The organism is Mycobacterium sp. NGS40 (assembly GCF_059812735.1).
The window spans coordinates 1-23,003 of record NZ_JCALDG010000022.1; the positions used below are offsets into that span (position 1 = coordinate 1).

The 23,003-nt window shown below is 61.9% G+C and carries 23 protein-coding genes and 3 pseudogenes; 17 read left to right on the forward strand and 9 right to left on the reverse strand.

From position 1 onward, the window contains the following. Positions 1–112: 112 nt before the first annotated feature. From AC5Y5O_RS25740 to AC5Y5O_RS25760, 5 genes and pseudogenes are all read right to left on the reverse strand, one after another. The gene (locus AC5Y5O_RS25740) at positions 113–547 is read right to left on the reverse strand and encodes a type II toxin-antitoxin system VapC family toxin (RefSeq protein WP_012394840.1); all 435 of its coding nucleotides are present in this window, start codon (positions 545–547) and stop codon (positions 113–115) included. Between the two features lie 3 nt (positions 548–550). Further along, a pseudogene (locus AC5Y5O_RS25745) lies at positions 551–1,005 on the reverse strand (type II toxin-antitoxin system Phd/YefM family antitoxin). A gap of 486 nt (positions 1,006–1,491) precedes the next feature. Beyond that, positions 1,492–2,070 (reverse strand): carboxymuconolactone decarboxylase family protein, encoded by a 579-nt coding sequence (locus AC5Y5O_RS25750; protein WP_012394838.1) that lies wholly within the window; start codon positions 2,068–2,070, stop codon positions 1,492–1,494. Continuing rightward, a complete protein-coding gene (locus AC5Y5O_RS25755; protein WP_012394837.1) occupies positions 2,033–3,205 on the reverse strand; it encodes a zinc-dependent alcohol dehydrogenase in 1,173 nt (390 codons plus the stop codon). Before AC5Y5O_RS25755 ends, AC5Y5O_RS25750 begins: the two co-directional genes overlap by 38 nt. Next, positions 3,202–3,570: pseudogene (locus AC5Y5O_RS25760) on the reverse strand (TLP1 C-terminal extension domain-containing protein); the annotation flags it as partial. The pseudogene AC5Y5O_RS25760 and the gene AC5Y5O_RS25755, both read right to left, overlap by 4 nt. Before the next feature lie 275 nt (positions 3,571–3,845). Here AC5Y5O_RS25760 and AC5Y5O_RS25765 point away from each other — a divergent pair. The 5 genes and pseudogenes from AC5Y5O_RS25765 to AC5Y5O_RS25785 form a co-directional block, all read left to right on the forward strand. Further along, positions 3,846–4,370 (forward strand): TetR/AcrR family transcriptional regulator, encoded by a 525-nt coding sequence (locus AC5Y5O_RS25765; protein WP_008256180.1) that lies wholly within the window; start codon positions 3,846–3,848, stop codon positions 4,368–4,370. A 53-nt stretch (positions 4,371–4,423) separates the two neighbouring features. Next, positions 4,424–4,861, forward strand: a complete 438-nt coding sequence (locus AC5Y5O_RS25770; RefSeq protein ID WP_041325313.1) for a PaaI family thioesterase — start codon at positions 4,424–4,426, stop codon at positions 4,859–4,861. Further along, positions 4,861–5,772: an alpha/beta fold hydrolase gene (locus tag AC5Y5O_RS25775; protein WP_012394833.1), complete on the forward strand. Its 912-nt coding sequence runs from the start codon at positions 4,861–4,863 to the stop codon at positions 5,770–5,772. Before AC5Y5O_RS25770 ends, AC5Y5O_RS25775 begins: the two co-directional genes overlap by 1 nt. A gap of 92 nt (positions 5,773–5,864) precedes the next feature. Further along, the gene (locus AC5Y5O_RS25780; RefSeq protein WP_172827193.1) at positions 5,865–6,443 is read left to right on the forward strand and encodes a TetR/AcrR family transcriptional regulator; all 579 of its coding nucleotides are present in this window, start codon (positions 5,865–5,867) and stop codon (positions 6,441–6,443) included. A 147-nt stretch (positions 6,444–6,590) separates the two neighbouring features. Next, positions 6,591–7,016: pseudogene (locus AC5Y5O_RS25785) on the forward strand (IS1380 family transposase); the annotation flags it as partial. Positions 7,017–7,085: 69 nt separating this feature from the next. Here AC5Y5O_RS25785 and AC5Y5O_RS25790 read toward each other — a convergent pair. Continuing rightward, positions 7,086–8,051 carry a helix-turn-helix transcriptional regulator gene (locus AC5Y5O_RS25790; RefSeq protein WP_046188922.1) on the reverse strand — a complete coding sequence of 322 codons (966 nt, stop codon included), beginning with the start codon at positions 8,049–8,051 and terminating at the stop codon, positions 7,086–7,088. Between the two features lie 162 nt (positions 8,052–8,213). Here AC5Y5O_RS25790 and AC5Y5O_RS25795 point away from each other — a divergent pair, with 162 nt between their 5' ends. From AC5Y5O_RS25795 to AC5Y5O_RS25825, 7 genes are all read left to right on the forward strand, one after another. Continuing rightward, positions 8,214–8,534: a 2Fe-2S iron-sulfur cluster-binding protein gene (locus AC5Y5O_RS25795; RefSeq protein ID WP_012394830.1), complete on the forward strand. Its 321-nt coding sequence runs from the start codon at positions 8,214–8,216 to the stop codon at positions 8,532–8,534. A 71-nt stretch (positions 8,535–8,605) separates the two neighbouring features. Next, entirely contained in the window at positions 8,606–9,946 is a 1,341-nt protein-coding gene (locus AC5Y5O_RS25800; protein WP_500028054.1) for a cytochrome P450, read from the forward strand. Beyond that, positions 9,943–11,145, forward strand: coding sequence for an NAD(P)/FAD-dependent oxidoreductase (locus AC5Y5O_RS25805; protein ID WP_500028012.1), 1,203 nt, complete (start codon positions 9,943–9,945; stop codon positions 11,143–11,145). The genes AC5Y5O_RS25800 and AC5Y5O_RS25805 overlap by 4 nt, the downstream gene beginning before the upstream one ends. 261 nt (positions 11,146–11,406) lie before the next feature. Then, positions 11,407–11,817 carry an SCP2 sterol-binding domain-containing protein gene (locus tag AC5Y5O_RS25810; protein ID WP_016889191.1) on the forward strand — a complete coding sequence of 137 codons (411 nt, stop codon included), beginning with the start codon at positions 11,407–11,409 and terminating at the stop codon, positions 11,815–11,817. A gap of 48 nt (positions 11,818–11,865) precedes the next feature. Continuing rightward, complete coding sequence (locus AC5Y5O_RS25815; RefSeq protein ID WP_081288818.1) at positions 11,866–13,482, forward strand: fatty acid--CoA ligase; 1,617 nt, start codon at positions 11,866–11,868, stop codon at positions 13,480–13,482. Positions 13,483–13,528: 46 nt separating this feature from the next. Further along, positions 13,529–14,635: an NDMA-dependent alcohol dehydrogenase gene (locus tag AC5Y5O_RS25820; RefSeq protein ID WP_046188899.1), complete on the forward strand. Its 1,107-nt coding sequence runs from the start codon at positions 13,529–13,531 to the stop codon at positions 14,633–14,635. 277 nt (positions 14,636–14,912) lie between these two features. After that, positions 14,913–16,013: a BtrH N-terminal domain-containing protein gene (locus AC5Y5O_RS25825; RefSeq protein WP_070188808.1), complete on the forward strand. Its 1,101-nt coding sequence runs from the start codon at positions 14,913–14,915 to the stop codon at positions 16,011–16,013. A gap of 335 nt (positions 16,014–16,348) precedes the next feature. Here the strand turns inward: AC5Y5O_RS25825 and AC5Y5O_RS25830 are convergent, their stop codons facing one another. Next, positions 16,349–16,633 (reverse strand): hypothetical protein, encoded by a 285-nt coding sequence (locus tag AC5Y5O_RS25830; protein ID WP_012394823.1) that lies wholly within the window; start codon positions 16,631–16,633, stop codon positions 16,349–16,351. Here AC5Y5O_RS25830 and AC5Y5O_RS25835 point away from each other — a divergent pair. Continuing rightward, a complete protein-coding gene (locus tag AC5Y5O_RS25835) occupies positions 16,601–16,978 on the forward strand; it encodes a PaaI family thioesterase (protein ID WP_016889187.1) in 378 nt (125 codons plus the stop codon). The two genes, AC5Y5O_RS25830 and AC5Y5O_RS25835, sit on opposite strands and share 33 nt — an antisense overlap. A gap of 162 nt (positions 16,979–17,140) precedes the next feature. Here AC5Y5O_RS25835 and AC5Y5O_RS25840 read toward each other — a convergent pair whose 3' ends face one another. Beyond that, entirely contained in the window at positions 17,141–17,830 is a 690-nt protein-coding gene (locus tag AC5Y5O_RS25840) for a TetR/AcrR family transcriptional regulator (RefSeq protein WP_012394821.1), read from the reverse strand. 73 nt (positions 17,831–17,903) lie between these two features. Here AC5Y5O_RS25840 and AC5Y5O_RS25845 point away from each other — a divergent pair, with 73 nt between their 5' ends. After that, positions 17,904–18,773 (forward strand): metal-dependent hydrolase, encoded by an 870-nt coding sequence (locus AC5Y5O_RS25845; RefSeq protein ID WP_012394820.1) that lies wholly within the window; start codon positions 17,904–17,906, stop codon positions 18,771–18,773. A gap of 166 nt (positions 18,774–18,939) precedes the next feature. Here AC5Y5O_RS25845 and AC5Y5O_RS25850 read toward each other — a convergent pair whose 3' ends face one another. Further along, positions 18,940–19,572, reverse strand: coding sequence for a TetR/AcrR family transcriptional regulator (locus tag AC5Y5O_RS25850; RefSeq protein ID WP_074319847.1), 633 nt, complete (start codon positions 19,570–19,572; stop codon positions 18,940–18,942). Between the two features lie 129 nt (positions 19,573–19,701). Between AC5Y5O_RS25850 and AC5Y5O_RS25855 the strand changes: the two genes are divergently transcribed. From AC5Y5O_RS25855 to AC5Y5O_RS25865, 3 genes are read left to right on the forward strand one after another with little or no spacing between them, the layout of a single operon-like run. After that, positions 19,702–20,568, forward strand: a complete 867-nt coding sequence (locus tag AC5Y5O_RS25855; RefSeq protein WP_012394818.1) for an SDR family NAD(P)-dependent oxidoreductase — start codon at positions 19,702–19,704, stop codon at positions 20,566–20,568. Position 20,569: 1 nt separating this feature from the next. Continuing rightward, positions 20,570–21,493, forward strand: coding sequence for a hypothetical protein (locus AC5Y5O_RS25860; protein WP_012394817.1), 924 nt, complete (start codon positions 20,570–20,572; stop codon positions 21,491–21,493). After that, positions 21,490–22,992 carry a flavin-containing monooxygenase gene (locus tag AC5Y5O_RS25865; protein ID WP_500028015.1) on the forward strand — a complete coding sequence of 501 codons (1,503 nt, stop codon included), beginning with the start codon at positions 21,490–21,492 and terminating at the stop codon, positions 22,990–22,992. The genes AC5Y5O_RS25860 and AC5Y5O_RS25865 overlap by 4 nt, the downstream gene beginning before the upstream one ends. The last annotated feature ends 11 nt before the right edge of the window (positions 22,993–23,003 follow it).

Here is a 23,003-nt window from a genome sequence, read left to right on the forward strand (position 1 = left end):
GTGTGTCCGAGGGGGGACTTGGCCACTTACGACACGGGTTCTGACCTGGCGAATCGGTACCTGATCGTCATCCATGCCGGGGTCGACCCACCTCTGACGTCGAGCGGTCGGATTAGGGGTCGAGTTGGGCGGGGGCGAGTCGGCACCCGGCGGCTTGGGCTCCGGCGTGCAGGCGTCGGTCCCAAACGGCGACGATCAGGCCGGGTTCGCCGACTGCCAACGCGCTGGCCAGATGGACAGCGTCGGCTTCGCGCAAGGCATGGGCGCGGGCGAGGCGGCCGGCGTGCTGTTCAACCGTGGCGGTGAGTTCGATTGGGCGGGTGGCGGCCCAGAAGTCCTCCCAGTCACGCTCGGCGTCGGCGAGCTCGGATTCGGTTAGGTCGTGATTGCGGGCTGCTGCAGCGAGTGCGGCGCGGACTTCGGGGTAGGCCAGGCGGCTGGACAATGCGGCGTCGCAGCCGTCCCACAGCGCGGATGCCAGCGAGCTTCCTGTCTCGGTGGTGAGAAGTTTAACGAAGGCGCTGGCGTCGAAGTAGACGAGCGGCACCGGTCAGCGCCGCTGGTCGCTGACCTGGTCAGACACCGGCCGCCGCGGTCGGGGCCGGGACCGTCCCGCAGCGACGGGCCGCTGCGCGGTGGCCCTGGCAATCACGCCTTCGGCCGTGAGACGCTCCAAGGTGCCTGCGCTGTCCAGCGCAGCGAGTCGCGCGACCGGAATCCCGCGGTCGGTGATGACGACCTCATCACCAGCCCGAACTCGATCGAGCCAATCGCTAAGGTGCGCGCGCAACTCGGTCACGGATACCTCCACACCGTGAACTGTACACTCGCTGAACCGTGATTTGTACATGTCACTTCTGAGTGTGGCAACGACGACCTGAGAGATTGACCCGCGCAAGCCGGAGGCGAGGTGGCAACGGGCCGGTACACCGATTCGTCCGCGGTGCTGGCGACGCCGAGACGGTCGATATTATGGTGGCTGGTGGCCTTCCGTCCAAGCTGCATCCGAAGGTGTTGCGGCGGAAGGTGTTTGCCGTCCCCGGTGGGACTTCGGCGCGGCTGGCGTTCGTGGTCAGCTGTATGAAGACGGCAGCGCCTCGGTGTCGGACGCCGGGTCTAGCTTGCAGCAGCGGGCTCTTGAATTCTCTGCGTGAGGTGCTGTGTGCGGTGACTGCCGACGATCGCCTTCATTGGCGTTCTGTTGCCAGCGACCCGATTGAACGACTCTCCCAGTAGTAACAGTTGGCCTGAGTCGCGAAGAACCTCGACATCCCTTGGATCGTATTCGTATGACGGAGCGTGCTTCAAGCTGGTGTAGGCGTCCCAGAACAGTTGGCTCCACATGTCCAGTTGGTGGCATTACCCCGAGACCGTGGCTAAGAGACCGAAATCACAACTACCCGTTTGAAATTCAATAGCCCACAACTGACTAGGAACATAAGGGGTAACCGAGCTTCAACTTGGGTGCGATTGCTGAACAACCGTTTTTACTCAATCGTCACGTCGAGGGGCTCGCCCATCGGGCGGCCAGGAGTCGGTACCCGACTCAAGCGGAATATTCAAGGATCGAAGCAGGATCGAAAAGAGCCGCCAATTGGCGATCGCTCCGACAAGTTCGACCAAAACCGCGTGATCGCCATTGAATGCCTTGTGGCACGCGGCCCAGTTTTCCTCGGCAATGACCCCGTCACGTACCACATCATCGGTCGCCGCCAGGACCGCACGCTCGGCATGGCCCAGACGATTGGAACTCTGCCAGTCACGCACCGCCAGAAGGTCATCCGAAGCCACACCGAGCAGCGTCGCGATTCGCCAATGCTGTGTCCACTCATATACCGACCCCGTTACCCAGCCGATGCGCATGATGATCAATTCGCGTAGCCGGGCGTCGAGCACACCGTTAAATAGCAGCGCCTCAAGCATTCCGTACAGGGCCACTGCGAGGCTCGGCTGGTGAAGTGCCACGCGAAATACTGACAGTTCTGCCATCTCTGCGGGCAGCCCACACTCGGCAGCCCGCAGCCGGGCCTGCTCAAGGTCGAGCATCGGTACGCGTTCCGTTCTCGTCACGTGTGACCTTCCTCTGTTGAAGCTCCGCATGCTGTGAGGGCGTGGGCACGAAGACGTTGTGCAGGGCCGCACTCGATTTGGCATTTTCATCTGCAAGCGAACTGAGCAGCGGCGCGAGACCAGCGAATCCGGTTGATTCTCTTGTGATCCGGTCGAACGGCCAGCGGCGCGTGGCCAGAATCTCGAGGGCTGCCCGGTAGGCGGGATACTCCACGCCGAGTGCACCGGCGATGTGTAATTCCTTATACACCAGCGTGTCTGGTTCAAAGCCGGGCGCGCCGCCTCCGCCGCGGGTGCCAGCAACCACGACCCTGCCGCCAGGCCTGGCAAGGGCGACGGCGTCGGCGAACGCGGAGGGTGCTTTGGCGGTGACATCGATGACCACGTCGGCAAGCTGTCCGCCTGTCTCACGCTGGAGCGCTGTCACTGCATCGTCCTGCGATACGTCGATGGGCAGGTCGACACCGAATGATCTGGCTATGGCCAGTCGCTGATCGTCGCGTGGACCGATGCCGGTCATCGCGACGAAAGCGGCTCCCGCCTCTTTCGCCGCCACCGCCGCGCAGATCCCGCGGATGCCCGGTCCCAGTATCGCTACGATACCCCCCGCCTTGGTGTCGGGAAGAGTTTTCCCCCATTGGATACCGGCCCCGAGAGGGTTGAACAACGTGGCGAGAACGGGGTCCATGTCTTCGGCAATCGGGAGTAGCATCGCGTCCCACGGAAGCTCCACATGGGTGGCGTATCCGCCCCATAACCCGGCGCCGATCTCCACGTCGACGAACCCGAACATGGTGGCGATGCCGTTCACCGCACATCGCCGGTATTCGCCGCGGCGACACTCCGGGCAGTCTCGGCAGGACCGGAACACCTCGACGGCCACGCGCTGGCCGGCCCGGACGCACCAGCGTTCGCTGGCCGCATTGCCGACATGTTCGACGATGCCGACGATTTCGTGACCTGGAACGAATGAGAAGCCGGCAGGCAGGTGTCCGGTGAATTGTTCGTGATCTGTACCGCATAGACCACATGCTTCAACTCGCAGGATCGCACCGCGGTCACCGACGTCGGGGATGGTCATCTGGCGCCGCTCCAGATTCCGCGGTCCGGTCAACACCATGGCCTCGGCGATCATGGAAGCTCGAATCCCGTGGACGACCCTGTGTTTCGGAGGCAAACCGTTCTGCCAACGTACATCTCGCCCGCCATCGCCTCGGCAATCTGCGGATCGTCGCTGCGTGCGACGACTCTTCGCCCGTCGGACAGGTGCGCGATGGTCGGTGTCCATCGAGGTCGCCCGTCTCGGTCGTATTCGACCGTGTACCCGTCCACTGTCGCGCGACCGGTCGCCTCGTCGACGCCTGCGACGGCCAGCCGCGATGAATCGATCGGAGTTTGTTCGTCTGCCGTGTCGATCAGTCGCCACCCGGTTGGTGGAGGGGTGGCCGACCACACACCGACCGAATGTTTCGTCGAATACCAACCGAGGCCGGTGACGACGTCGTCCCCGCGATGGGTGACTTCGCCTACGCCGACCGCCACCGGAGTACGCGCTTCTACCGACAATCGATCACTCGCTCAGGGCCACGGGCTGTTGTGAGACACGAATGCGATGGTGTCATATCTGCAGTCAAGCCACAATGGTGTGCGCCCGCGGCATACTGGCTGTTGTGTCGACGAAGTTGGTGCGATGGGGTGCCGCCGCGCCGTCAGATCGTGATTCCGCTCGCGACCGATTGCTAGATGCTGCCGAGCGGTGCCTAGAGAGTTGCGGCGTGGTAGGCACGACCATGGAGGACATCGGCAGAACAGCGGGTGTCTCCAGGGCAACGGTGTATCGCTACTTCCCTAATCGGGAGGCGGTGATGTCGGGCGTCATCATTCGCGCCGCCGAGCGCTATCTCGATCGCATCAACCCCCGGATCGCGGAGCACACCGATCTGGGCTCCGCTCTCGTCGATTTCGTGGAATACACAGTTGAGGCCGCGCGCCGCGAAGAGATCATCGGATTGTTGTTCGGCAGCGACGAGGAACTCGCCGGCGTTGGCCTCGCGGCGGGGACCTCGACGTCACTCTTCGAACTCGTCACCGAGTTTCTCCGTCCCATCTTCAGGAGACACTGGAGTTACGTAGAACCGGGCGTCTCCGTCGACGACGCCGCCGAGTGGGTTCTCCGCACGATACTGAGCCTGCTGACTGTTCGAGGACCGCGGGAGCGCAGTCGTGACGGGCTCCGGACATTTCTTTCAAGGTTTCTCCTTCCCGCAATCCTGGCGAGCGACCATTGTCGACCGATGTGACAGACAAGGCGTAATGTCTCAACCACAGCTGAGGTAGGAGGCCGGACATGTCTGTGCAGTTCACCGCGTTCAACCAGCAGGTCGCTGAACAACTGCAGAGCGCAGCAGAAACCACGGGCGGGCTGGCCGGTTACCTCGGCTTCCGGCACACTGAATTCACTGCTGGACGGCTCGTCGCGGAGATGGACGCACGCGACGACCTGAAGACGCCTTTCGGCAACTTGCATGGCGGCTGCTTGTCGGCCATGGTCGACCATTGCCTTGGAGTGGTGTTTTATCCCGTGATTCCGATGGGATCCTGGGTCGCGACGACGGAGTTCAAACTGAATTTGCTTCGTCCAGTCTCCAGCGGAACCTGTGTAGCCACGGCTGAGATCATCTCGCTGGGCAGAACCAGCGGTGTGGCACGTATCGACATCTGCAACGACGGCAGAGCGGTGTGTGCGGCGCAGGGCACCGTCACCGTCGTCGCACCGAAGGCCATCTCTTGATGTCTGCAAACAGAGCACATGATTCGTCCGCTCCTGTCGTCGAGCGCGTGCCCACGGTGGATGGGCTCTCGCTGGCGGTCGACTTCTACCGCTGTGACGGACCGCGGGCGGTCGTGTTGCTCCTTCACGGCGGTGGTCAGAGCCGGCACGCCTGGGATGTCACCGCCCAACGATTGCATCAGCGGGGCTACACCGTTGCCGCCTACGACGCAAGGGGACATGGTGACAGCGACTGGGATCCAGACGGACGCTATGACATCGAACGGCTGGGGTCCGACCTGTTGGCCGTGCGCGCGTACGCCGGCTCCGCCCGCCCAGTTGCCGCGATCGGGGCATCGTTGGGCGGTTTGACCATCCTCGGCACGCACTTGCTCGCCCCATCGGAGCTATGGCAGGCCGTCGTCCTGGTTGACATCACTCCGCGAATGCAGATGCACGGCGCCCGCCGAGTCCTATCGTTCATGTCGGCCCATCCCGAAGGTTTCGACAGCCTAGAGTCGGCCGCTGACGTGATCGCCGCCTACAACCCGCACCGCCCTCGCCCCGAAAACGTCGACGGCCTTCAAAAAGTCCTCCGCCGACGTGGAGACGGTCGCTGGGCCTGGCGATGGGATCCGGCGTTTGCGACGTCGAATTTTCAGTTCCTGCAGAGTGATTCAGACGACGGCGCAGAGGAGTTCGAGATGATGAGCGCATTCCTTGTCGATGGCGCGCGACAGGTGTCCGCGCCGGCGCTGCTGGTCCGCGGCCTGCTGTCGGACATAGTCTCCGAAGAGACAGTGAAGGATTTCCTCACCTTGGTTCCCCACGCGCAAACCGTTGACGTGTCGGGCGCGGGCCACATGGTTGCTGGCGACAACAACGACGCATTCTCGACGGCGGTCGTCGACTTTCTCGACCGTACCGTTTGACGCCAGTCGTCGGGCTGCGCGGGAGATCCCAGTTCGCCACCTATTCTGCTCGTATGCCAACTGATTCGGCGCGGATGTCGTTTCGCCGACATATCCGCGAGCAGGTCTTGAGGGCGACACGGGAACTCACCATTGAGAAGGGCTGGGAACAAGTCCGAGTGAGTGAGGTCGCCGAACTTGTCGGCGTCTCCCGACCGACGCTATACAAGGAGTTCGGCGATAAGCAGGGACTTGGTGACGCGCTCGTGGTGGCCGAGGGTCAGCGCTTCCTGGAGGGTATCCACGCCATCCTCGCCGAACACACCGGCGACGTTCAGGGCGGCATCACCGCAGCGGTGCGGTTCACCCTGCGTGAAGCAGAAGCCAGTCCGCTCCTGAAGTCGGTGCTGACGTCCAGCCACTCAGGGGATGATCGCGCCGGTGCGCCGACGACGGGCGTTCTTCCTCTCCTGCCGACATCGGCGTCCCTGCTCCAGCTCTCCTCCGCGGCTTTGGTCGCGTGGTTTCACGACCACTTCGCCGATCTCGACTCCGAAGACGTCGAGGAGGTCGCAGACGTTCTGGTGCGGCTCACCGTGAGTCACGTCGTCCTTCCCTCCGCGGACATCGCCACCACGGGTGCGCGGATCTCGCGGGTGGCGCTCCGCTACCTCGGCGTTGGCTATAGATAGCTGTGACTTGAGCGGTCTTAGCCTCGATCCACTGACAATGGACTGTTTGTCGGGGTGTCGGGATAAGGAAAGTGCGTTCTGAGCTGGGAAGATTGATATTGTTCAGGCAACAATCGGTCCAGTTCGAGAACGGCACTTCCGGCGCGAGTGTCCCACACGTTCACCCCGCGGTCCGATGTGTTCGATGAGGACATCTGGTGTCGTGCGCGGGCCTGGTGCCGGTGATGGCGCTGGCTGAGCAGGCAGGCCTATCGGAGTTGTTGGCCAACAAGATTCACATCGCAGCTCCCAGGGTCAAGTCGAGGTCGGCCAATCCGGCTCCGAAACTGGCCACCCTGATCGCGAGCATGTACGCGGGCGCGGATTACATCGATGATGTCGACCTGGTCCGCGCTGGCGGCATAAAAACCCTTTTTCCGCCGGGTGTATCCCCCGTCAACGATGGGAACGCTGTTGCGGGAGTTCACTTTCGGTTATGCCCGCCAATTGGATTCGGTGCTGGCCGAGCATCTGGCCGGCTTGTGTGACCGGGTGAATCTGCTGCCCGGCGCGCAGGCTCGGGCCTTCATCGAACACCCGGGGAGAGGCGACGCTGCAGAAAGACGCCGCAAAGGTCGGGATCTCCGGACCCGCCGGGACAGCTCAATGTGGTGAGAGCCGAAACTCGCTCGGAGAGCGGCCGGTCCATCGCTTGAAGGCGTGTGAGAAGTTGGCGAGGTCGCTGTATCCGAGATCCGTGGCGATCTCACTCACCGATAGGGATCGGTCGAGTAGCTGCAGCATCGCGCGCTCGCGCAGGAATGCTTGGCGCAACTCGCGAAAGGTGGTCTCCTCTTCGGAGAGGCGCCGCTTGAGTGTGCTGGTGGACATCGACAGCTCATGTGCGAACCAATGTTTACTTCGGCGTCCGGGCTCCTTCTGCAGCAGCCGTCTCACCTTCTCCGAGAACGACGTGGTTTCGCTCCGCTGGTCGAGAGTTCGCTGCAGATCGACGATGGCGAGTCGGTATGCGACGGGATCGGAGAACCGGCACACCTCGTTGAGCGTGTCCGCGGGAACATGGAGGAAGGACATCGGAGCGTCGAAGAACAGGCGCCCGGCGGTAAGGTCGTCCTCGCGATCTTTCAAGGCGGCGGGCGCTGGCCAACTCAAGTGGAGTGTGAGGGTCGGCGCCGCACGGACGAGCATGTCCAGCAGTCGCAACAACGCCAACCCGGCGTACGTGACGGCGAGGCAGTCCAGGGCACGATCGCTGGTGTGTCCCCAGAGCCCGACGGTGAGGCCTTGGTCATCTGGATGAAACTGTGCTTTGACAGCCGTCGTGATCAACGGCAGATAAGTCAGCAGCTCTACGATCTCGGCCACTGAGCCCGCGCTGACCAGCGGAACACTCAGCGGGCCGAAGGACGTCAACTGTGCCTGTTCGGCTAACGCAAATCCGAGCAGCGTTGCCTGATCGATGTCTAGACCGGGGTACGCCTCACGAAACCACCGTAACGGGGCCTGGATATCACGCTGAATCAGCGTCGCCTCGTCGGTTCCTTCGCGAGCCATGATGTTGCGAAGCCGCGCGACGGCGTCTGGGTCAAACGCCGGGCTCTCGAGCATTTGCACGAATGCGAGTGGGGGCACACCCGCGTCATTGGGGTTCACTGACCATGGCCCCTTTGAGCCGAAATCACAAGTTTCTGACTCCGGCGAACATAGCCGCAGCGCTCATCTGGCGCAAGACTTGTGTCAAGTAACTGAGGACACGCAAGGAGCCTGGCTATGGCAGTTGTCACATTTGTCTCCCACGGCGGCGAGAAGTATGAGGCGCCTCTCGAGGAAGGTCAGTCACTGATGCGGGTCGCGACCAACAATGCGGTGCCCGGCATCGACGGCGACTGCGGAGGCGAAGCCGCGTGCGGCACCTGCCATGTGATCGTCGATCCGCAATGGTCCGATCGGGTCGGCCTCTCCGGGGCCAATGAAGAGGAGATGCTCGCGATGAACCCCGAGCGTCAGCCGACCTCCCGGCTGTCCTGCCAGATGCAGGTCTCTGAGGCGTGGGACGGTTTGATCGTCCATCTGCCCGAGTTCCAACTGTGATGACGAAAGAGAGGTGAGACGTGAGCAATATTCGCGAGGCAGTCACTGCCAAGGCTCAGGCAACAATTCCGATGGACCGAATAATCCAGGGCGCCCACCTCTACGACAGAACGCGGCGCTGGGTCACCGGCACCAACGGTGAAAAAATCTTCATCGAGCGACCGATCCCGCCGGCTGACGAGGTTGAACTGACCGACATCGACCTTAGCAATCCTTTCCTCTATCGTCAGGGTCGCTGGAAGTCCTATTACGAGCGCCTACGCAACGAGGCTCCCGTGCACTATCAGGCCCACAGCGCGTTCGGCCCGTTCTGGTCGGTGACGCGGCATGCCGACATCGTGGCCGTCGACAAGAACCACGAGGTCTTCTCCTCCGAGCCGTTCATCGTCATCGGGAGCCCGCCGCGCTTCCTCGACATTGCGATGTTCATCGCGATGGACCCCCCAAAACACGACCGGCAACGGCAGGCTGTCCAGGGTGTGGTCGCACCGAAGAACCTGCGTGAGATGGAGGGCCTCATCCGCGAGCGGGTGGTAGACGTGCTCGACGCTCTGCCGCTTGGCGAACCGTTCAACTGGGTGCAGCACGTCTCGATCGAGCTAACCGCGCGCATGCTGGCCACGCTGCTGGACTTCCCGTTCGAGCAGCGGCGCAAGCTCGTCCAATGGTCCGATCTCGCCACCTCCATGGAGCAAGCCAACGGTGGGCCCTCGGACAACGACGAGATATTTCGCGGCATGGTCGATATGGCTAGAGGTCTCAGCGCTCACTGGCGGGACAAGGCAGCCCGGACAGCTGCCGGAGAGCTGCCCGGCTTCGATCTGATCACCATGTTGCAGAGCGACGAGAGCACCAAGGACCTGATCGATCGCCCGATGGAGTTCTTGGGCAACTTGGTATTGCTGATCGTGGGTGGCAACGATACGACCCGCAATTCCATGAGCGGTGGTGTTCTGGCGCTGAACGAGTTCCCTGACCAGTTTGAGAAGCTGAAGGCGAACCCCGAGCTGATCCCCAACATGGTCTCGGAGATCATCCGGTGGCAAACCCCGCTCGCGCATATGCGCCGGATCGCCAAGGCCGACACTGTGCTCAACGGGCAGTTCATCCGCAAGGGCGATAAGGTCCTGATGTGGTACGCCTCGGGCAACCGCGACGAGCGCGTGTTCGATCGGCCCGATGACCTGATTATCGACCGGGCCAACGCCCGTAACCACATCTCCTTCGGTTTCGGCGTGCACCGCTGTATGGGTAACCGGCTGGCCGAGATGCAGTTGCGGATCCTGTGGGAGGAGCTGCTTCCGCGGTTCGAGAACATCGAGGTCGTCGGTGAGCCCGAGTACGTGCAGTCCAACTTCGTGAGGGGGATCAGTAAGCTGATGGTCCGCCTCATCCCGAAAGGTGGCGCATGACCGTGCAGCGAGCGGTCATCGCGGGGGCCAGCCACGCGGGCACCCAGCTCGCCGCCAGTCTTCGCCGAGAAGGGTGGGACGGCGAGATCGTCCTCGTCGGCGATGAGTCGGCGTTGCCCTACCAGCGGCCCCCGCTGTCCAAGTCGTACCTGGCCGACAAATGCGAACTGGCCGAACTCGCGATCCGCAACTCGGATTTCTACGCCAAGCAGCGGATCCGACTCCTGGATGCGACGGTGGCGGCGATCGACCGCTCGTCTGGTCATGTCGTGCTGAGTACCGGCGACGCACTGCCCTACGACAAGCTCGCGCTGTGCACTGGCGCCCGGCCTCGTCGGCTCCCCACCCCGGGAGCGGACCTGGCCGGAGTCTTCTACCTACGCACCGCCGCGGACGGCGAGATGATCCGAGAGGCCGCCGGCCCCGGGCGTCGGGCGGTGATCGTGGGCGGCGGCTACATCGGACTGGAGACAGCCGCCTCGTTGCGTGCACTGGGTCTGGAGGTCACCCTGCTCGAGGCGACCGGGCGCGTCCTTGAACGGGTCACCGCCCCGGAGGTATCGGAGTTCTTCGACCGGATCCACCGGGAGGAGGGCGTCAACATCCGGACGGGCACGCTGGTCGAGGCTCTGTCCGGCGACGGCAGGGTCCGCGAAGTAATCCTGGCCAGTGGCGAATCAATTCCCGCCGACCTCGTCATTGTCGGCATCGGCGTGGAGCCGAACACCGAGCTCGCCGCCACCGCGGGCCTGGTCGTCGACAACGGCGTCGTGATCGACGATCGGGCCCGGACTAGCGACCCCGACATCGTGGCCGCCGGGGACTGCGCCAGCCACGACATGGCCCGTTACGGCCGTCGCATCCGCCTGGAGTCCGTGCCGAGCGCGGCCGAGCAGGCCAAGGTCGCCGCCGCGACCGTCTGTGGGAAGTCCAAGAAGATTGCGGCCCTTCCATGGTTCTGGTCAGATCAATACGACCTCAAGCTCCAGATCGCCGGTCTCAACACCGGGTACGACGAGGTCGTCCTCAGCGGCGACCCGACCCGGGACCGCGACTTCACCTGCTTCTACCTCCGTGCCGGCGAGCTCATTGCCGCCGACTGCATCAACCGTCCCCGCGACTTCATGTTCAGCAAGCGGGTCATCACGCAGCAAGTCGCCGTCGAACGGGCCGAACTGGTGCTCGCCGGCTCGGACTGAGGTGCCGGCGGTGCGTAGGCGGTGGGAACGACGACGGCGGATGCGACGCGTGTCTTGGAGAGGTACTTCAGTGACAATTGCCATCCAGCCCCGCTGGCAAAGGAACGCTAGCGGCTGCCCGGCGGTCGCCTTGGCGCAGCGCATCAGGACCTAGTGGGGTTTCCCAACGAGCATGACGATTCTATCCGGAGGAGCAGCGTCAGAAGTCGGTGCCTGTTCTGTTCTGTTCTGTTCTGACAATGAGGTTAGTTGAGGTTGACGGTGGCGGTATTTAGGGACGAGGACGAGGTCTATGCCTTCCTGGGCGGGATCTTTCGGCGGGGTTTGGAGAAGGAAGGTCTGGCGGACAAGCTCGCGAATTCGGGTGTGGTGTTGCGGGTGCATTACACAGATCCGGATGCGGTTGTGACGGTGGACATGCCGAACAAGGTGGTGGAGACCGGAGCGGCCAGTACCGCGGTGCCCAACGTGGAGTTGTTCATGTCGGCAGACACGGGGAACAAGTTCTGGTTGGGGAAGGTGAACTTGACGATGGCGATGGCCAAGGGAACGGTACGTGCGAAAGGTCCGGTGCCGAAGTTGATCAAGTTGATCCCGCAGGCCAAGAACCTGTTCCCCGAGTACCGGTTGATGCTGGAGAGCCAGAATCGGCAGGACCTCATCGATGCGTGACCCTCGCCTCACCGCGGGCTGTAGGGCGGGTGTGCGATGAGGAGCACGATGCAGGACGTTGCGTTGACTGTGCCCGCGATCGTGGCCCATGCTTCGGCAGTTCATGGCGATCGCGAGGTGCTGACTGCGCGCGGACCCCGGCAGATCTCTGGGGTGTCCTATCGCGAGGTGGGTGAGCGTGCGGCACGGTTGGCAAATGCTCTGCGCCAGATCGGCATCCGTGGAGATGAGCGTGTCGCGACGTTACAGTGGAGCAACCAGGAGCATCTGGACTGTTACGCGGCGGTGCCGTCGATGGGCGCGGTGCTGCATACGTTGAACCTGCGGCTGCCGCCGGAACAGCTGACGTGGATCGCCAATCATGCCGAGGATCGGGTGATCATCGTCGACAGTACGGTGCTGGCCCTTTTGGCGGCGGCGTTGCCGTCGATGACCTCGGTGCGCACGGTGCTAGTGACCGGAACCGGCGATCTTGCCGCGGTCGAGGGGTGCGGAAAGGACGTCCTACGGTACGACGATGTGGTGGCCGCCCAGTCGAGTACGTTCGACTGGCCCGACGTCGACGAGCAGTCGGCCGCAGCGATGTGCTATACGAGCGGTACCACCGGGCACCCGAAAGGTGTTGTCTACAGCCATCGTTCGACGTGGTTGCACTCGCAGGCGGCGTGCACCTCGAATGCCTTGGGCATCGGTCATGACGACACGGTGTTGGCGATCGTTCCGATGTTCCACGCCAACGCGTGGGGGTTGCCGTATGCGGCGATGATGGCCGGCGCGCAGCTTCTGCTGCCTGACCGTTTCCTGCAGGCGGGGCCTCTAGTGGAGATGATCGAGGCGGTGCGACCGACGATGGCGGGGGCGGTGCCGACGATCTGGACCGATGTTCTGCACTACCTGCGCGACAATCCCGGCCATGACGTGAGTTCGCTGAAGATGGTGGCCTGCGGTGGTTCGGCGGTTCCGCGGTCGTTGATGACCGCCTATGACGAGCTGGGCATCCGCATTGTGCAGGCTTGGGGGATGACTGAGACTTCCCCGCTGGCCTCGGTCGCTCTGCCGCGGAGTTCTGATACCCCGGAGAGGTCGCTTCACCTGCGCGCAACCCAAGGCCGGGTGGTGGCCGGTGTGCAGGCCCGCATCGTCGATGACAGCGGTGCAGAACAACCGTGGGACGGAAAATCGGTGGGGGAGATTCAAGTCCGCGGCCCGTGGATCACTCAGTCGTATTACGAGAATGACAGTCCGGCGGCGTCGCCGGACGGGTGGTTGCGTACCGGGGACGTCGGGACGATCAGCGCGGACGCGTTCATCGCGCTGACCGACCGCTCCAAGGATGTCATCAAGTCCGGGGGCGAATGGATCTCCTCGGTGGAATTGGAGAACGAGTTGGCCGCTCACCCTGCGGTGCGCACCGCCACGGTGATTGGAGTGCCCGACGACAAGTGGCAGGAACGGCCGCTGGCGGTGGTCGTCCTGGCTGCCGACCGCACCGCCACCGCGGCGGAGCTGACCGAATTTCTGCGTGCGCGGGTGGCCAAGTGGTGGCTACCGGAACGGTGGGCGTTCGTCACCGACATTCCGCTGACTTCCACTGGCAAGTTCGACAAGAAGAAGCTGCGCCGCCAGTTCGGCGACGGTGACCTCATCATCGAGACGCTGGCGTGAATCATCAATCCACTGCGACCGAAACACTGACGTTAAGGAGACACACATGAAGACACGTGCTGCAGTGCTGTGGGGCCTAGGAGAAAAGTGGGAAGTCGAGGACATCGAGTTGGATCCTCCCGGCCCCGATGAAGTGCTCGTCCAGCTGACCGCGACCGGGTTGTGCCATTCCGACGAACACCTCGTGACCGGCGACCTGCCCATTCCGCTGCCCGTCGTCGGTGGCCACGAGGGTGCCGGCACCGTGGTCGAAGTGGGTGCGGGTGTCGAGAACGTCGCCGAGGGCGATTCGGTGATCCTGACGTTCCTGCCGTCGTGTGGGCACTGTTCCTATTGCGCGCGGGGGATGGGGAACATGTGCGACTTGGGTGCCGCGCTCATGATGGGACCCCAGATCGACGGCACTTACCGTTTCCATGCCCGGGGTGAGGACGTCGGCCAGATGTGCCTGCTGGGCACGTTCTCGGAATACACCGTGGTCCCCAAGGCGTCTCTGGTCAAAATCGACCAGGGGACACCGCTGGACAAGGCGGCGTTGATCGGGTGTGGTGTGACGACCGGGTACGGGTCGGCGGTGCGCACCGGTGAGGTGCGTGCCGGGGATACCGTGGTAGTGATCGGAGCCGGTGGCATCGGCATGAATGCGATTCAGGGTGCCCGCATCGCGGGCGCGTTGAACATCGTGGCTGTCGATCCGGTGGCGTTCAAGCGTGAACAAGCCGGCGGTTTCGGTGCGACGCATGCCGTTGCCACGATCGACGAGGCCTGGTCACTGATCAGTGACATCACCCGCGGCAAACTCGCCGATGTCTGCGTCTTGACCACCGATGTCGCCGAAGGGTCCTACATCGGCGAGGCGCTGTCCTTGGTCGGTAAACGCGGCCGTGTGGTCGTTACCGCGATCGGGCACCCCGAAGACACCTCGATGTCGGGTTCACTGCTGGAATTGACGCTGTATGAAAAGCAGATCCGCGGCGCTCTGTACGGTTCGTCGAACGCCGCCCACGACATCCCGCGGCTCGTCGAGCTCTACAACGCCGGACACCTCAAGCTGGATGAGCTGATCACCCGTGAGTACACCCTCGATCAGATCAACGAAGGCTACGCGGATATGCGATCGGGCCGCAACATCCGAGGACTCATCCGATTCTGATAAAGCAGCCGAAGCGCGGGAGCGCGACCACGGGAGCAAGCGAGCTGAGTACAACGGTTGAGTGCTGCGCGTCTGTGGCTCTTACCGTTGACGTGTTGATGCAGGACTAGCGATCGAAAGTCAATGTGCCCCATCGCCATAGGCGGTCGAGATGCGCGGCTGAGGTTGGCTGCGGTCACGCGTGTTGGTGTTGGCACCTACTGTCAGCCGGGAAGCCGTGATGAAACGTAGCTTTTGACGAGTCTCAACAGTGCTACTGACAAGGAAGGAAGCGGCGATGACGAGGATTCAAATTCCCTATCCCCATAGGAGGGGAGGGCACTGTGGTTCCGGTGCGCTTCGTGACCTTACTGAATGGGCCCAACTCGGATGGGGGACAGAAGCACTCAGTGAAGGATTGGTCTTCACCCTCGGCGGAGCCTTGGACTTCTCGTACGTCCGCTCTACGCAGTTGTTCCCCCAGGTGTACCTGGTAGGACGAGGAAGCGACCTGGAACAGGATTACCTCTCCCGGGTTGGCGCAAAGTTCGTCGTGCGATCGACCGATGACCCGGACGTGGGATGGGCATTTGTGACCGACGAAATCGACAAAGGTCGACCCGTCATGGTCTGGGCTGACATCGGCGAACTTCCTTACCTGCGCGTCCGATTGCACATGAGCCGTCACGACATTGTCATCACCGGATACGATGACGAACAACGGGTCGCCTATGTGGTCGATAATGACCGCGAGACAACCCAGACGGTGGCCTACGACGACCTACGCCGGGCGCGGTCCTCGGTCGGGTTTCCCACACCTACCCGGCACACCACATATCACGTCGACTGGCCAGAGCGAGTGCCAGACCTTGGGCCGATCGCGGCCGCTGCACTCGCCGCGAGCGCAGCGTTCATGCGCGGCGGTGCCGTAGGTGCGCCGCTACTGCGCATCGAGGCAGCTGAAGTCGAATCTTCCGGTTTGAAGGGTGTGCAGGACTTCGCCGATGACGTAGGGCATTGGCCAACGCTGTTCGATGACGATGCCCTGACCGCGGCATTGTTCGGGCTCGGGGCGTTCATCGAGAAAGCCGGTACCGGCGGCGGGCTCTTTCGTACGCTGCAGGCAGACGGTTGCCAGAACATCGCCGATCTCCTAGATGACGCCGCCACTGCCGAAGCGGCTGCCGCGGCCCGACATGCTTCCAAAGCGTGGTCTACGCTTGCGGCCGCAGCCACGGATGCCGGCACATCGCTACGGAGTCGTAGTCTAGCTGCGGCCAAAGTCGCCGCGACGATCCCGGACGCCGAAACGCGCCTCGTCGAAGCCCTCGAAACGGCCAGTCGATCCGTTGGCACTGTCGATACCGGCATCGAAGCTCATCTGAAAGGCTATCTGTGAGTGGCACTTCAAATCAATCGAGTTTCCTGAAGACTACTGGTTTCTCGATTGGCAGCATGACGATGTTCAGCGCTTCGCCCAGAACGCGGTCGGTGACGTTCGTGACCCTTGTGCAGAAGGCGAGGTTGACCGTCACCGCTGTGGGGGACAGGATTTGGTATGACCCCTATAGCACCGACGACGACCCCGAGCATTATCGGGCGAGCTATGCGGCGACAGCGTCGAGGGCGTATTGCGGGGCAGGACCAAATGGCTGATAGTGACGGAACTGGAAGGTGTACCGCAGCGATGATCTCGGCGGGCTAACGAGTCCTTTACATACTGTCTTCGGGCGATCAGCCCAGCCGACGTCGGCGCAGTTCTTCAGTCGCATGGTGGTCCATGCACTGCGTGGTCCTATTTAGGAGGATTTCGTCATCGACGAGCAAGCGGAAGAAGATTCGGCCATCGCGTGGTGGCATAACTTTCAGAATCGTGTTATCGCCGCCGACGGCGACTACCTCGATGCGCACCATCCGTGGTGCCTTGGTTGCGGCACAGACAATCCGCACGGTCATCGCCTGCGAGCGCGTCGGCGTGGCGACGGGGTGGGCGCCAGGCATATCTTCGACGGCCGACATCGCGGCGCACCCGGGATCGCACATGGCGGCGCAGTCATGACGGTTCTTGACGACACGGTGGGCATGCTGCTCTACGTCGTCGGTGAGATGGCCGTCACCCGTAAGCTCGACACCGAGTTCTTCGCGCCGGTATTGCTGGGGGTTCCCTACGAGGTCAGCGCGGAGCTCGTGTCCAGAACCGGCCGGAAACTCGAAGTGCGGACAGAATTGCGCGAGGAAGCCACCGGCCAGCTGGTCGCGTCCGCGTCCGGGTTATTCGTCGTCGTCACGCTGGATCACTTCACTAGCTCCATACAGAAGGCGTCGTCAATACGCTGCACTGCGCGACCACCCTGGGAAGGATGACTCAACCCGTAAATCTGCTCATTTTTCAACCGGCGCAGGCTGCTCAGGATTGAACCGGGGCCGACAGGGGGTTTGCTAAGCAAACGCGTACTCGACCACATCGTGGTGTACCAGCCTTCGGTAGCGTGACGCCGCAGCGTGTCGGCGAAAATACCGCCGGTCTCATCTGTTGTGGCCCGCCGGGGAGTTGATATCGACCTGGATGTGCGAAGCGGCCGGGTCAGGTTTCTGGCCGAGGGTATACAGGCCAAGACTGCCGAGAAAACCCGCACAATGCTCGATAAGCACTTCGGTCGATAGGTTTAGTTGTCCGTCTATCCAGCGACGGAGAATCTCGAACAGGCCCCCGACACCGTAGGTAGCGGCGAGATCTGCGACCTGAATCACCTCGCTGGGTATATCGAGATGCAGGCGGGCCTCTCTGAGGACGAGCTCCGCAAATTCGGACATCAGTTCGCTTCGCAGCTGCCGAAGCAGGGGTTCAGCGCCCGATTCGACAAACAATATGCGGGCCATGCTGGGATCGTTCTCGATCATCTGAACCAGGGCCTTTATCGGAGCGTAAGCGAGTTCTTGAGGAGCAACGGTGTCATCCGGTATCGCCTTGGTGATCACGGCTTGGAAGGTGGTGGAGATCTTGGTGAACATCGCACGCAGGAGCGCGTCTCTGTCGCGAAACTGCTGGTAGAAGTACCGGCTCGTCACTCCTGACTCCGTACACACAGCGGTCACGGTGCACGCGGCGGCTCCCTGCTTGCCCATGAGCGCGACCGCGGCGTCAATCAGCAGTGCGCGGCGCTGCGCATCGCGTTGAGTTGCGGACAGCCCGCCATAAACACGTGCTGGACTCATGCCCTACATTCTGGCAGTCTCATGTGACAAGGCCTAAAGTCAGATCACGCAACGGAGGAAGGACCCCGTCAAGATGCCGGAAGATCGAGCCTCGACCAAGAGCCGTGTATTGCCAAAACCCCGGCGCGTTCGTTTCCCCATGCCCACCTCCACGAAGCGGCGACACTTCGTGGATGGCGACCTGGTGATGAGCCATTTCATCTCGGTGCTTTCTGCGACCTTCCCGGAAGGGGAAGACTTCTTCATCCGCTCGGTCAAGTATTTCCAGAGTTCCATCGACGATCCCCAATTGCTGACAGCGGTCAAGGGTTTCATCGGGCAAGAGGCCACACACCGACACCAGCATCGGCTCCTCAACGAACGGCTCCAGGCCATGGGTTATCCGACCGCGCGGATCGACCGCCACGTCGCACGCCTGATCAAGCGATTGGAGCGGCGCTTTTCGCCAGAAATGCGGCTGTCGATGACCTCTGCATTGGAGCACTACACCGCGACGCTCGCTGAAATCATTCTCACCAGCGATGACGCGCAGAAGCTCATCGGACAGACAGAGGTTCGACCGATTCTGCTGTGGCATGCGTTCGAGGAGTCGGAGCACAAAGCCGTCGCCTTCGACGCCTATCGGCTGATTGGAGGCACCGAGCGCACCCGCGTACGGGGCATGCGGATCGCCTCTGCAATTCTGTTCGGCGAACTCATTCTGCAGACTGCGCTGTCGATGGCCTCTGACAAGGCCTCGTATAACCCGGTCACGTTGGTGCGTAGCCTACGTCGCTTCAGTCGCACCCCGATGTTCACCGCCGATGCGCTGCAGCGATTCCGTTCGTACAACCGCCCCGGCTTCCACCCTGATGATTGGGACAGCACCGCGGTCCTGGAGCGATGGAGCAAGGAACTGTTCGACCAAGACGGCTCACAGAAGGTCATCGCTCAGCCGGGGTAGCAAAAGTGCGTGAGGAGGGCGACGCAGAAAGACACTGTTTCTGCGTCGTTCCTCCAAACAATCGACAGCGCGCCTGTCGTCACGGATTGGATGCCCGGTGGCGGGTCAAGGCGACAGTCATACAGACAAGTGCAGTCGGCCTCGAAACTCACGGAAAGGTTAAGCCTCAGCCGCTGACGACGTAGCGTTGAGCCAAGGTTTCAGCCAGTCGGCTCGTGTGCGCGACCACTTCCTTTTCGGTCACCGCGAGCAAACCGGAGTGCCAGGCCGTGATGACTTCGACGAACCCCCCCACCGCAACCAAAGTGTCCATACGAAGGGCCGTCTCGTCGGCGTCTTCTCTGAGATGTGGCCGGCTTGCCTCGACGACCAACTGCGTTGCCTCCTGCAGCGCCACAGCGCGGCGATCTTGCAGCGGTGAGCTACCTACATGCTGAGCGAGGAGGATGTGCGCCCGGCCAGGATCGCGTGCGATCCGGTCGACCACGATGGCGATCGCCGCGGTGATGGTTTCGATCGGCGGCCGATCCACACGCTCGTCGAAGAGCGCGGAAACCTCGCCGAGCATGTCATTGCGAACGCCATCCCACGCTGCGACGAGAAGATCCTCGCGCGTCTTGAAGTCCTCGTAGAAGTATCGATCGTTGAGCCCTGTCCGGGCGCACACGCCGCGCATAGTCACTGCGGCCCAACCGCTCTCACTCCAAATCTCGGTCGCAGCCTCGATCAATTGCTGCCGTCGCTCTGCTCGACGCTCAGCACCGGTCCGACCACCCCAGCGCGTGTTTCTCGACCGCACATCAAACATCTTGACAAAACGTCGGGCTCACGACCAAACTGGTGGCATGCGACACCAATGGTGGCTGATGCCCCCAAATCAATGGTCTCCCGCACCGGAAATCAGTGTCGCGATCCGAAAGGCAAGCAGATGAGGTTCTTGCCGTTCGGTAGTTCACCAGGTAGAACCCACCGCGCCCACGCAGTAGTCACAGGCGCAGGGAGCGGTATCGGCCGCGCGTTCGCCGTTGAGCTTGCACGCCGAGGTGGACGTGTTGTGTGTGCGGACAAAGACCCCATCACTGCGAAAGAGTCGGCCGAGTTGGTGAGGCAGGCCGGCGGCGAGGGTTTCGACGTCGTATGCGACGTCACCGACCTTGAGCAGGTCCGTAACCTCGCTGATGCCAGTGAAGACTGGTTTGGCAAGGCGGCGAGCCTGGTGATCAACAACGCCGGAATCGGTGCGGGCGGCAATCGCATCGGCGCTACGTCGGTCGAGGACTGGAACGCTGCGATTTCTGTCAACCTTTGGGGTGTTATCTACGGGTGCGAGACTTTCGTTCCCCGGCTCCGGAGCAACGGCCGTGGCGGAGTGATCAATGTGGCGTCCGCCGCGAGTTTCGGCTCGGCGCCCCGAATGGGGGCATACAACGTGAGTAAGGCCGGAGTGCTCGCTCTGTCCGAGACCTTGGCGGCCGAACTGAGCGGTACTAACGTCAATGTCACAGTGCTTTGCCCCACCTTCGTCAAGACGAACATCGCCAAAAATCCTCAGATTGAGGAGTCGGCGGCGAAACTCGCGACCAACCTGATGAGGTGGACCGGCATTTCGCCGGATCAAGTGGCTCGAACGACCTTGAACGCGCACGATCGCGGACAAATCTATGTAGTGCCCCAACTGGACGCGAAAATTTTGTGGCAACTGAAAAGAGCTTTACCCGGTCAGTTTACGCGGGCGTTGGGGCTGGTGGAGCGCGTGGCCTCATGGAACGATCCAGCCGAACAGAGGGAGCAGTGAAATGGCGTTCGCATATAGCGACATGCTCGAGACGATCAAGAACAAGCAATGGGCTCTCGCCGATATCGATTGGGGCGCCCCTGGTGCGGAGTTGATCACCGACGAACAGCGTCCCAAACTCAAGCAATTCATGTCCGACGTGGTGTGGATTGAGCATGTCGGAGCGCGCGCCTTTGCTGCGATGGCCCCGAAGGCGCCCTTCGAAGCGCTCGGAGACATTTACCGTTACTTTCACGCCGAGGAGCAGCGTCACGCCAACGCCGAACTTGCTCTGATGCGTCGCTGGGGCATGATCGAGGAAGGCGAAAAGCCTGTACCGAATAAGAACATCCGTCTCGTGATCGAGTGGCTAGATCGGTACGCTGAGGCTCTTCCTCTGACTGTCATCGGCGCCGCGATTCCCGCACTGGAGACCGCGCTGGACGGGGCCCTGCTGAAATTTCTCCTTGATGAGGTCGACGACCCAATTTGCGGGGAAGTATTCAATAAGGTCAACAGCGACGAATCGCGGCACCTTGCAGTAGGTTTTCAAGTCCTGAATGACCTCGGCGCCAGTCCCATGCGAATCCATGCAATCCAAACGGTCGGCGCTGTGATGGACCCCCGTATTCTCACTGGCGCGTTGCTGTATATACCGCTTCTCACGCGCATGTTGATGAATCTCAACGCGATGGGGCTATCCGAAGAGAAGCTGTACAACGCGGTGACGCGATATGGCAATGTCGGGGACCGCAGTGAGCACACGCGGAGGGTGCCTGGATATCACATCTTGAAGGCCCACATGTCCTCCTCGATCAAGCGGTCCCAACCCCTTCACTTCGTTTCCCAGCGCTTAGGCAATGCGATCGACATCTTCCCCGTGCAAGTACTCGGGCGACCGCCTTCATGGACGGATGAACTGACCTATGAACCGGTCGCTAAATGACGGACACGGTAACGACTTTGATCGTCGGCGCCGGCTTCGCGGGTATCGGTACGGCGATGAGAATGCTTCAAGCGGGCGTTAACGACTTTGTCATCTTGGAGCGATCACATCGCGTCGGGGGCACCTGGCGTGACAACACTTACCCCGGCGCCGCCTGCGACATTCCGTCATTGCTGTACTCCTACTCGTTCGAGCCGAACCCAGGCTGGACTCGCGCATACTCGGGGAGCGCAGAGATCCTCGCCTATATCGACGCGATTGTCGCGAAATACGATCTTGGGAGGTTCATTCATTTCGGTGCGGACGTGAGTGCACTGGAATTCGACGAGGATGCCGGAGAGTGGGTTGTCGACACGACCGGCGGCAGGCGGTATCGGGGCCGTTCAGTCGTGATGGCTAGCGGACCACTTGCTGACGCCAGTTTCCCGGATATTCGTGGCATCGAGTCGTACGAGGGGAAAAAGATTCACAGTGCTCGGTGGGACCACTCCTATGACATGAGCGGTAAGAGGGTGGCGGTTATCGGGACCGGGGCGAGCGCTGTGCAGATCGTTCCCGAATTGGTCCAGTTGGCGGCGTCGGTCAAGGTGTTTCAGAGGACGCCCGGCTGGGTCCTACCGAGGGTGAATTTCCGGCATCCGGCCTGGGCGCGTTCGACTTTCAAGCGCATGCCGGCAACCGAACAGGCCCTACGAGGTGCGTGGTTTTGGGCGCATGAGGTCATGGCCGTGGGCATGGTTTGGGATACCGCTGCCACATCTGTCATCCAAGCGGCCGCGAAGGCGAATCTGCGTCGGCAGGTGAAGGATACCTGGTTGAGACGTCAGCTAACACCGCAGTTCAGACCTGGGTGCAAACGCATGCTTATGACTAACGACTATTACCCTGCTCTCCAGGCCGATAACTGCAAACTCGTCAGCTGGCCGATCGCCACACTGGCTCCGAACGGAATTCGAACCGCCGACGGCATCGAGCATGAGGTGGACTGCATAGTATTCGCGACAGGCTTCGATGTGTGTAAACGCGGTACGCCATTTCCGATCCTGGGGCGCGACGGCGTGCGAAAACTCGAAGACGCGTGGTCTGAGGGGAGATTTGCCTACAAGAGCGTGAGTGTGGCCGGGTATCCGAATTTGTTCTTCACTTTCGGGCCTAATTCCGGTCCTGGCCACAACTCCGCTCTTCTATATATGGAGGCGGCAATCGATTACATCGTAAAAGCGATCGAGCTCTTGCGCGACCAAGGTAACGGAGTCCATACCCTGGATGTGAAAGAGAATAGCCAAAACGCGTACCACTCCAATATTCAGCGGCGGTTACGACGCACGACATGGAACTCGGGTTGCAGCAGCTGGTATTTAACAGAGGATGGCTATAACGGCACGATGTATCCGGGCTTTGCGACTCAGTTCACCAGGGAACTGTCCCGTCTGGATATGCGGGATTACGATATCACTCGGCGTGACGATGCTGACCTGAAGTTGACACAAACACGCTGAACTGCAGCAGC

Excerpts from the sequence above, each read along its gene's own strand:
- AC5Y5O_RS25805 (WP_500028012.1), top strand. The coding sequence starts at position 9,943 with ATGACCGTGCAGCGAGCGGTCATCGCGGGGGCCAGCCACGCGGGCACC.
- AC5Y5O_RS25825 (WP_070188808.1), top strand. The coding sequence starts at position 14,913 with ATGACGAGGATTCAAATTCCCTATCCCCATAGGAGGGGAGGGCACTGT.
- AC5Y5O_RS25820 (WP_046188899.1), top strand. The coding sequence starts at position 13,529 with ATGAAGACACGTGCTGCAGTGCTGTGGGGCCTAGGAGAAAAGTGGGAA.
- AC5Y5O_RS25840 (WP_012394821.1), bottom strand. The coding sequence starts at position 17,830 with ATGAGTCCAGCACGTGTTTATGGCGGGCTGTCCGCAACTCAACGCGAT.
- AC5Y5O_RS25755 (WP_012394837.1), bottom strand. The coding sequence starts at position 3,205 with ATGATCGCCGAGGCCATGGTGTTGACCGGACCGCGGAATCTGGAGCGG.
- AC5Y5O_RS25800 (WP_500028054.1), top strand. The coding sequence starts at position 8,606 with ATGGACCGAATAATCCAGGGCGCCCACCTCTACGACAGAACGCGGCGC.
- AC5Y5O_RS25790 (WP_046188922.1), bottom strand. The coding sequence starts at position 8,051 with ATGCTCGAGAGCCCGGCGTTTGACCCAGACGCCGTCGCGCGGCTTCGC.
- AC5Y5O_RS25830 (WP_012394823.1), bottom strand. The coding sequence starts at position 16,633 with ATGTCGGCCGTCGAAGATATGCCTGGCGCCCACCCCGTCGCCACGCCG.
- AC5Y5O_RS25855 (WP_012394818.1), top strand. The coding sequence starts at position 19,702 with ATGAGGTTCTTGCCGTTCGGTAGTTCACCAGGTAGAACCCACCGCGCC.
- AC5Y5O_RS25815 (WP_081288818.1), top strand. The coding sequence starts at position 11,866 with ATGCAGGACGTTGCGTTGACTGTGCCCGCGATCGTGGCCCATGCTTCG.
- AC5Y5O_RS25795 (WP_012394830.1), top strand. The coding sequence starts at position 8,214 with ATGGCAGTTGTCACATTTGTCTCCCACGGCGGCGAGAAGTATGAGGCG.
- AC5Y5O_RS25865 (WP_500028015.1), top strand. The coding sequence starts at position 21,490 with ATGACGGACACGGTAACGACTTTGATCGTCGGCGCCGGCTTCGCGGGT.
- AC5Y5O_RS25775 (WP_012394833.1), top strand. The coding sequence starts at position 4,861 with ATGTCTGCAAACAGAGCACATGATTCGTCCGCTCCTGTCGTCGAGCGC.
- AC5Y5O_RS25845 (WP_012394820.1), top strand. The coding sequence starts at position 17,904 with ATGCCGGAAGATCGAGCCTCGACCAAGAGCCGTGTATTGCCAAAACCC.
- AC5Y5O_RS25860 (WP_012394817.1), top strand. The coding sequence starts at position 20,570 with ATGGCGTTCGCATATAGCGACATGCTCGAGACGATCAAGAACAAGCAA.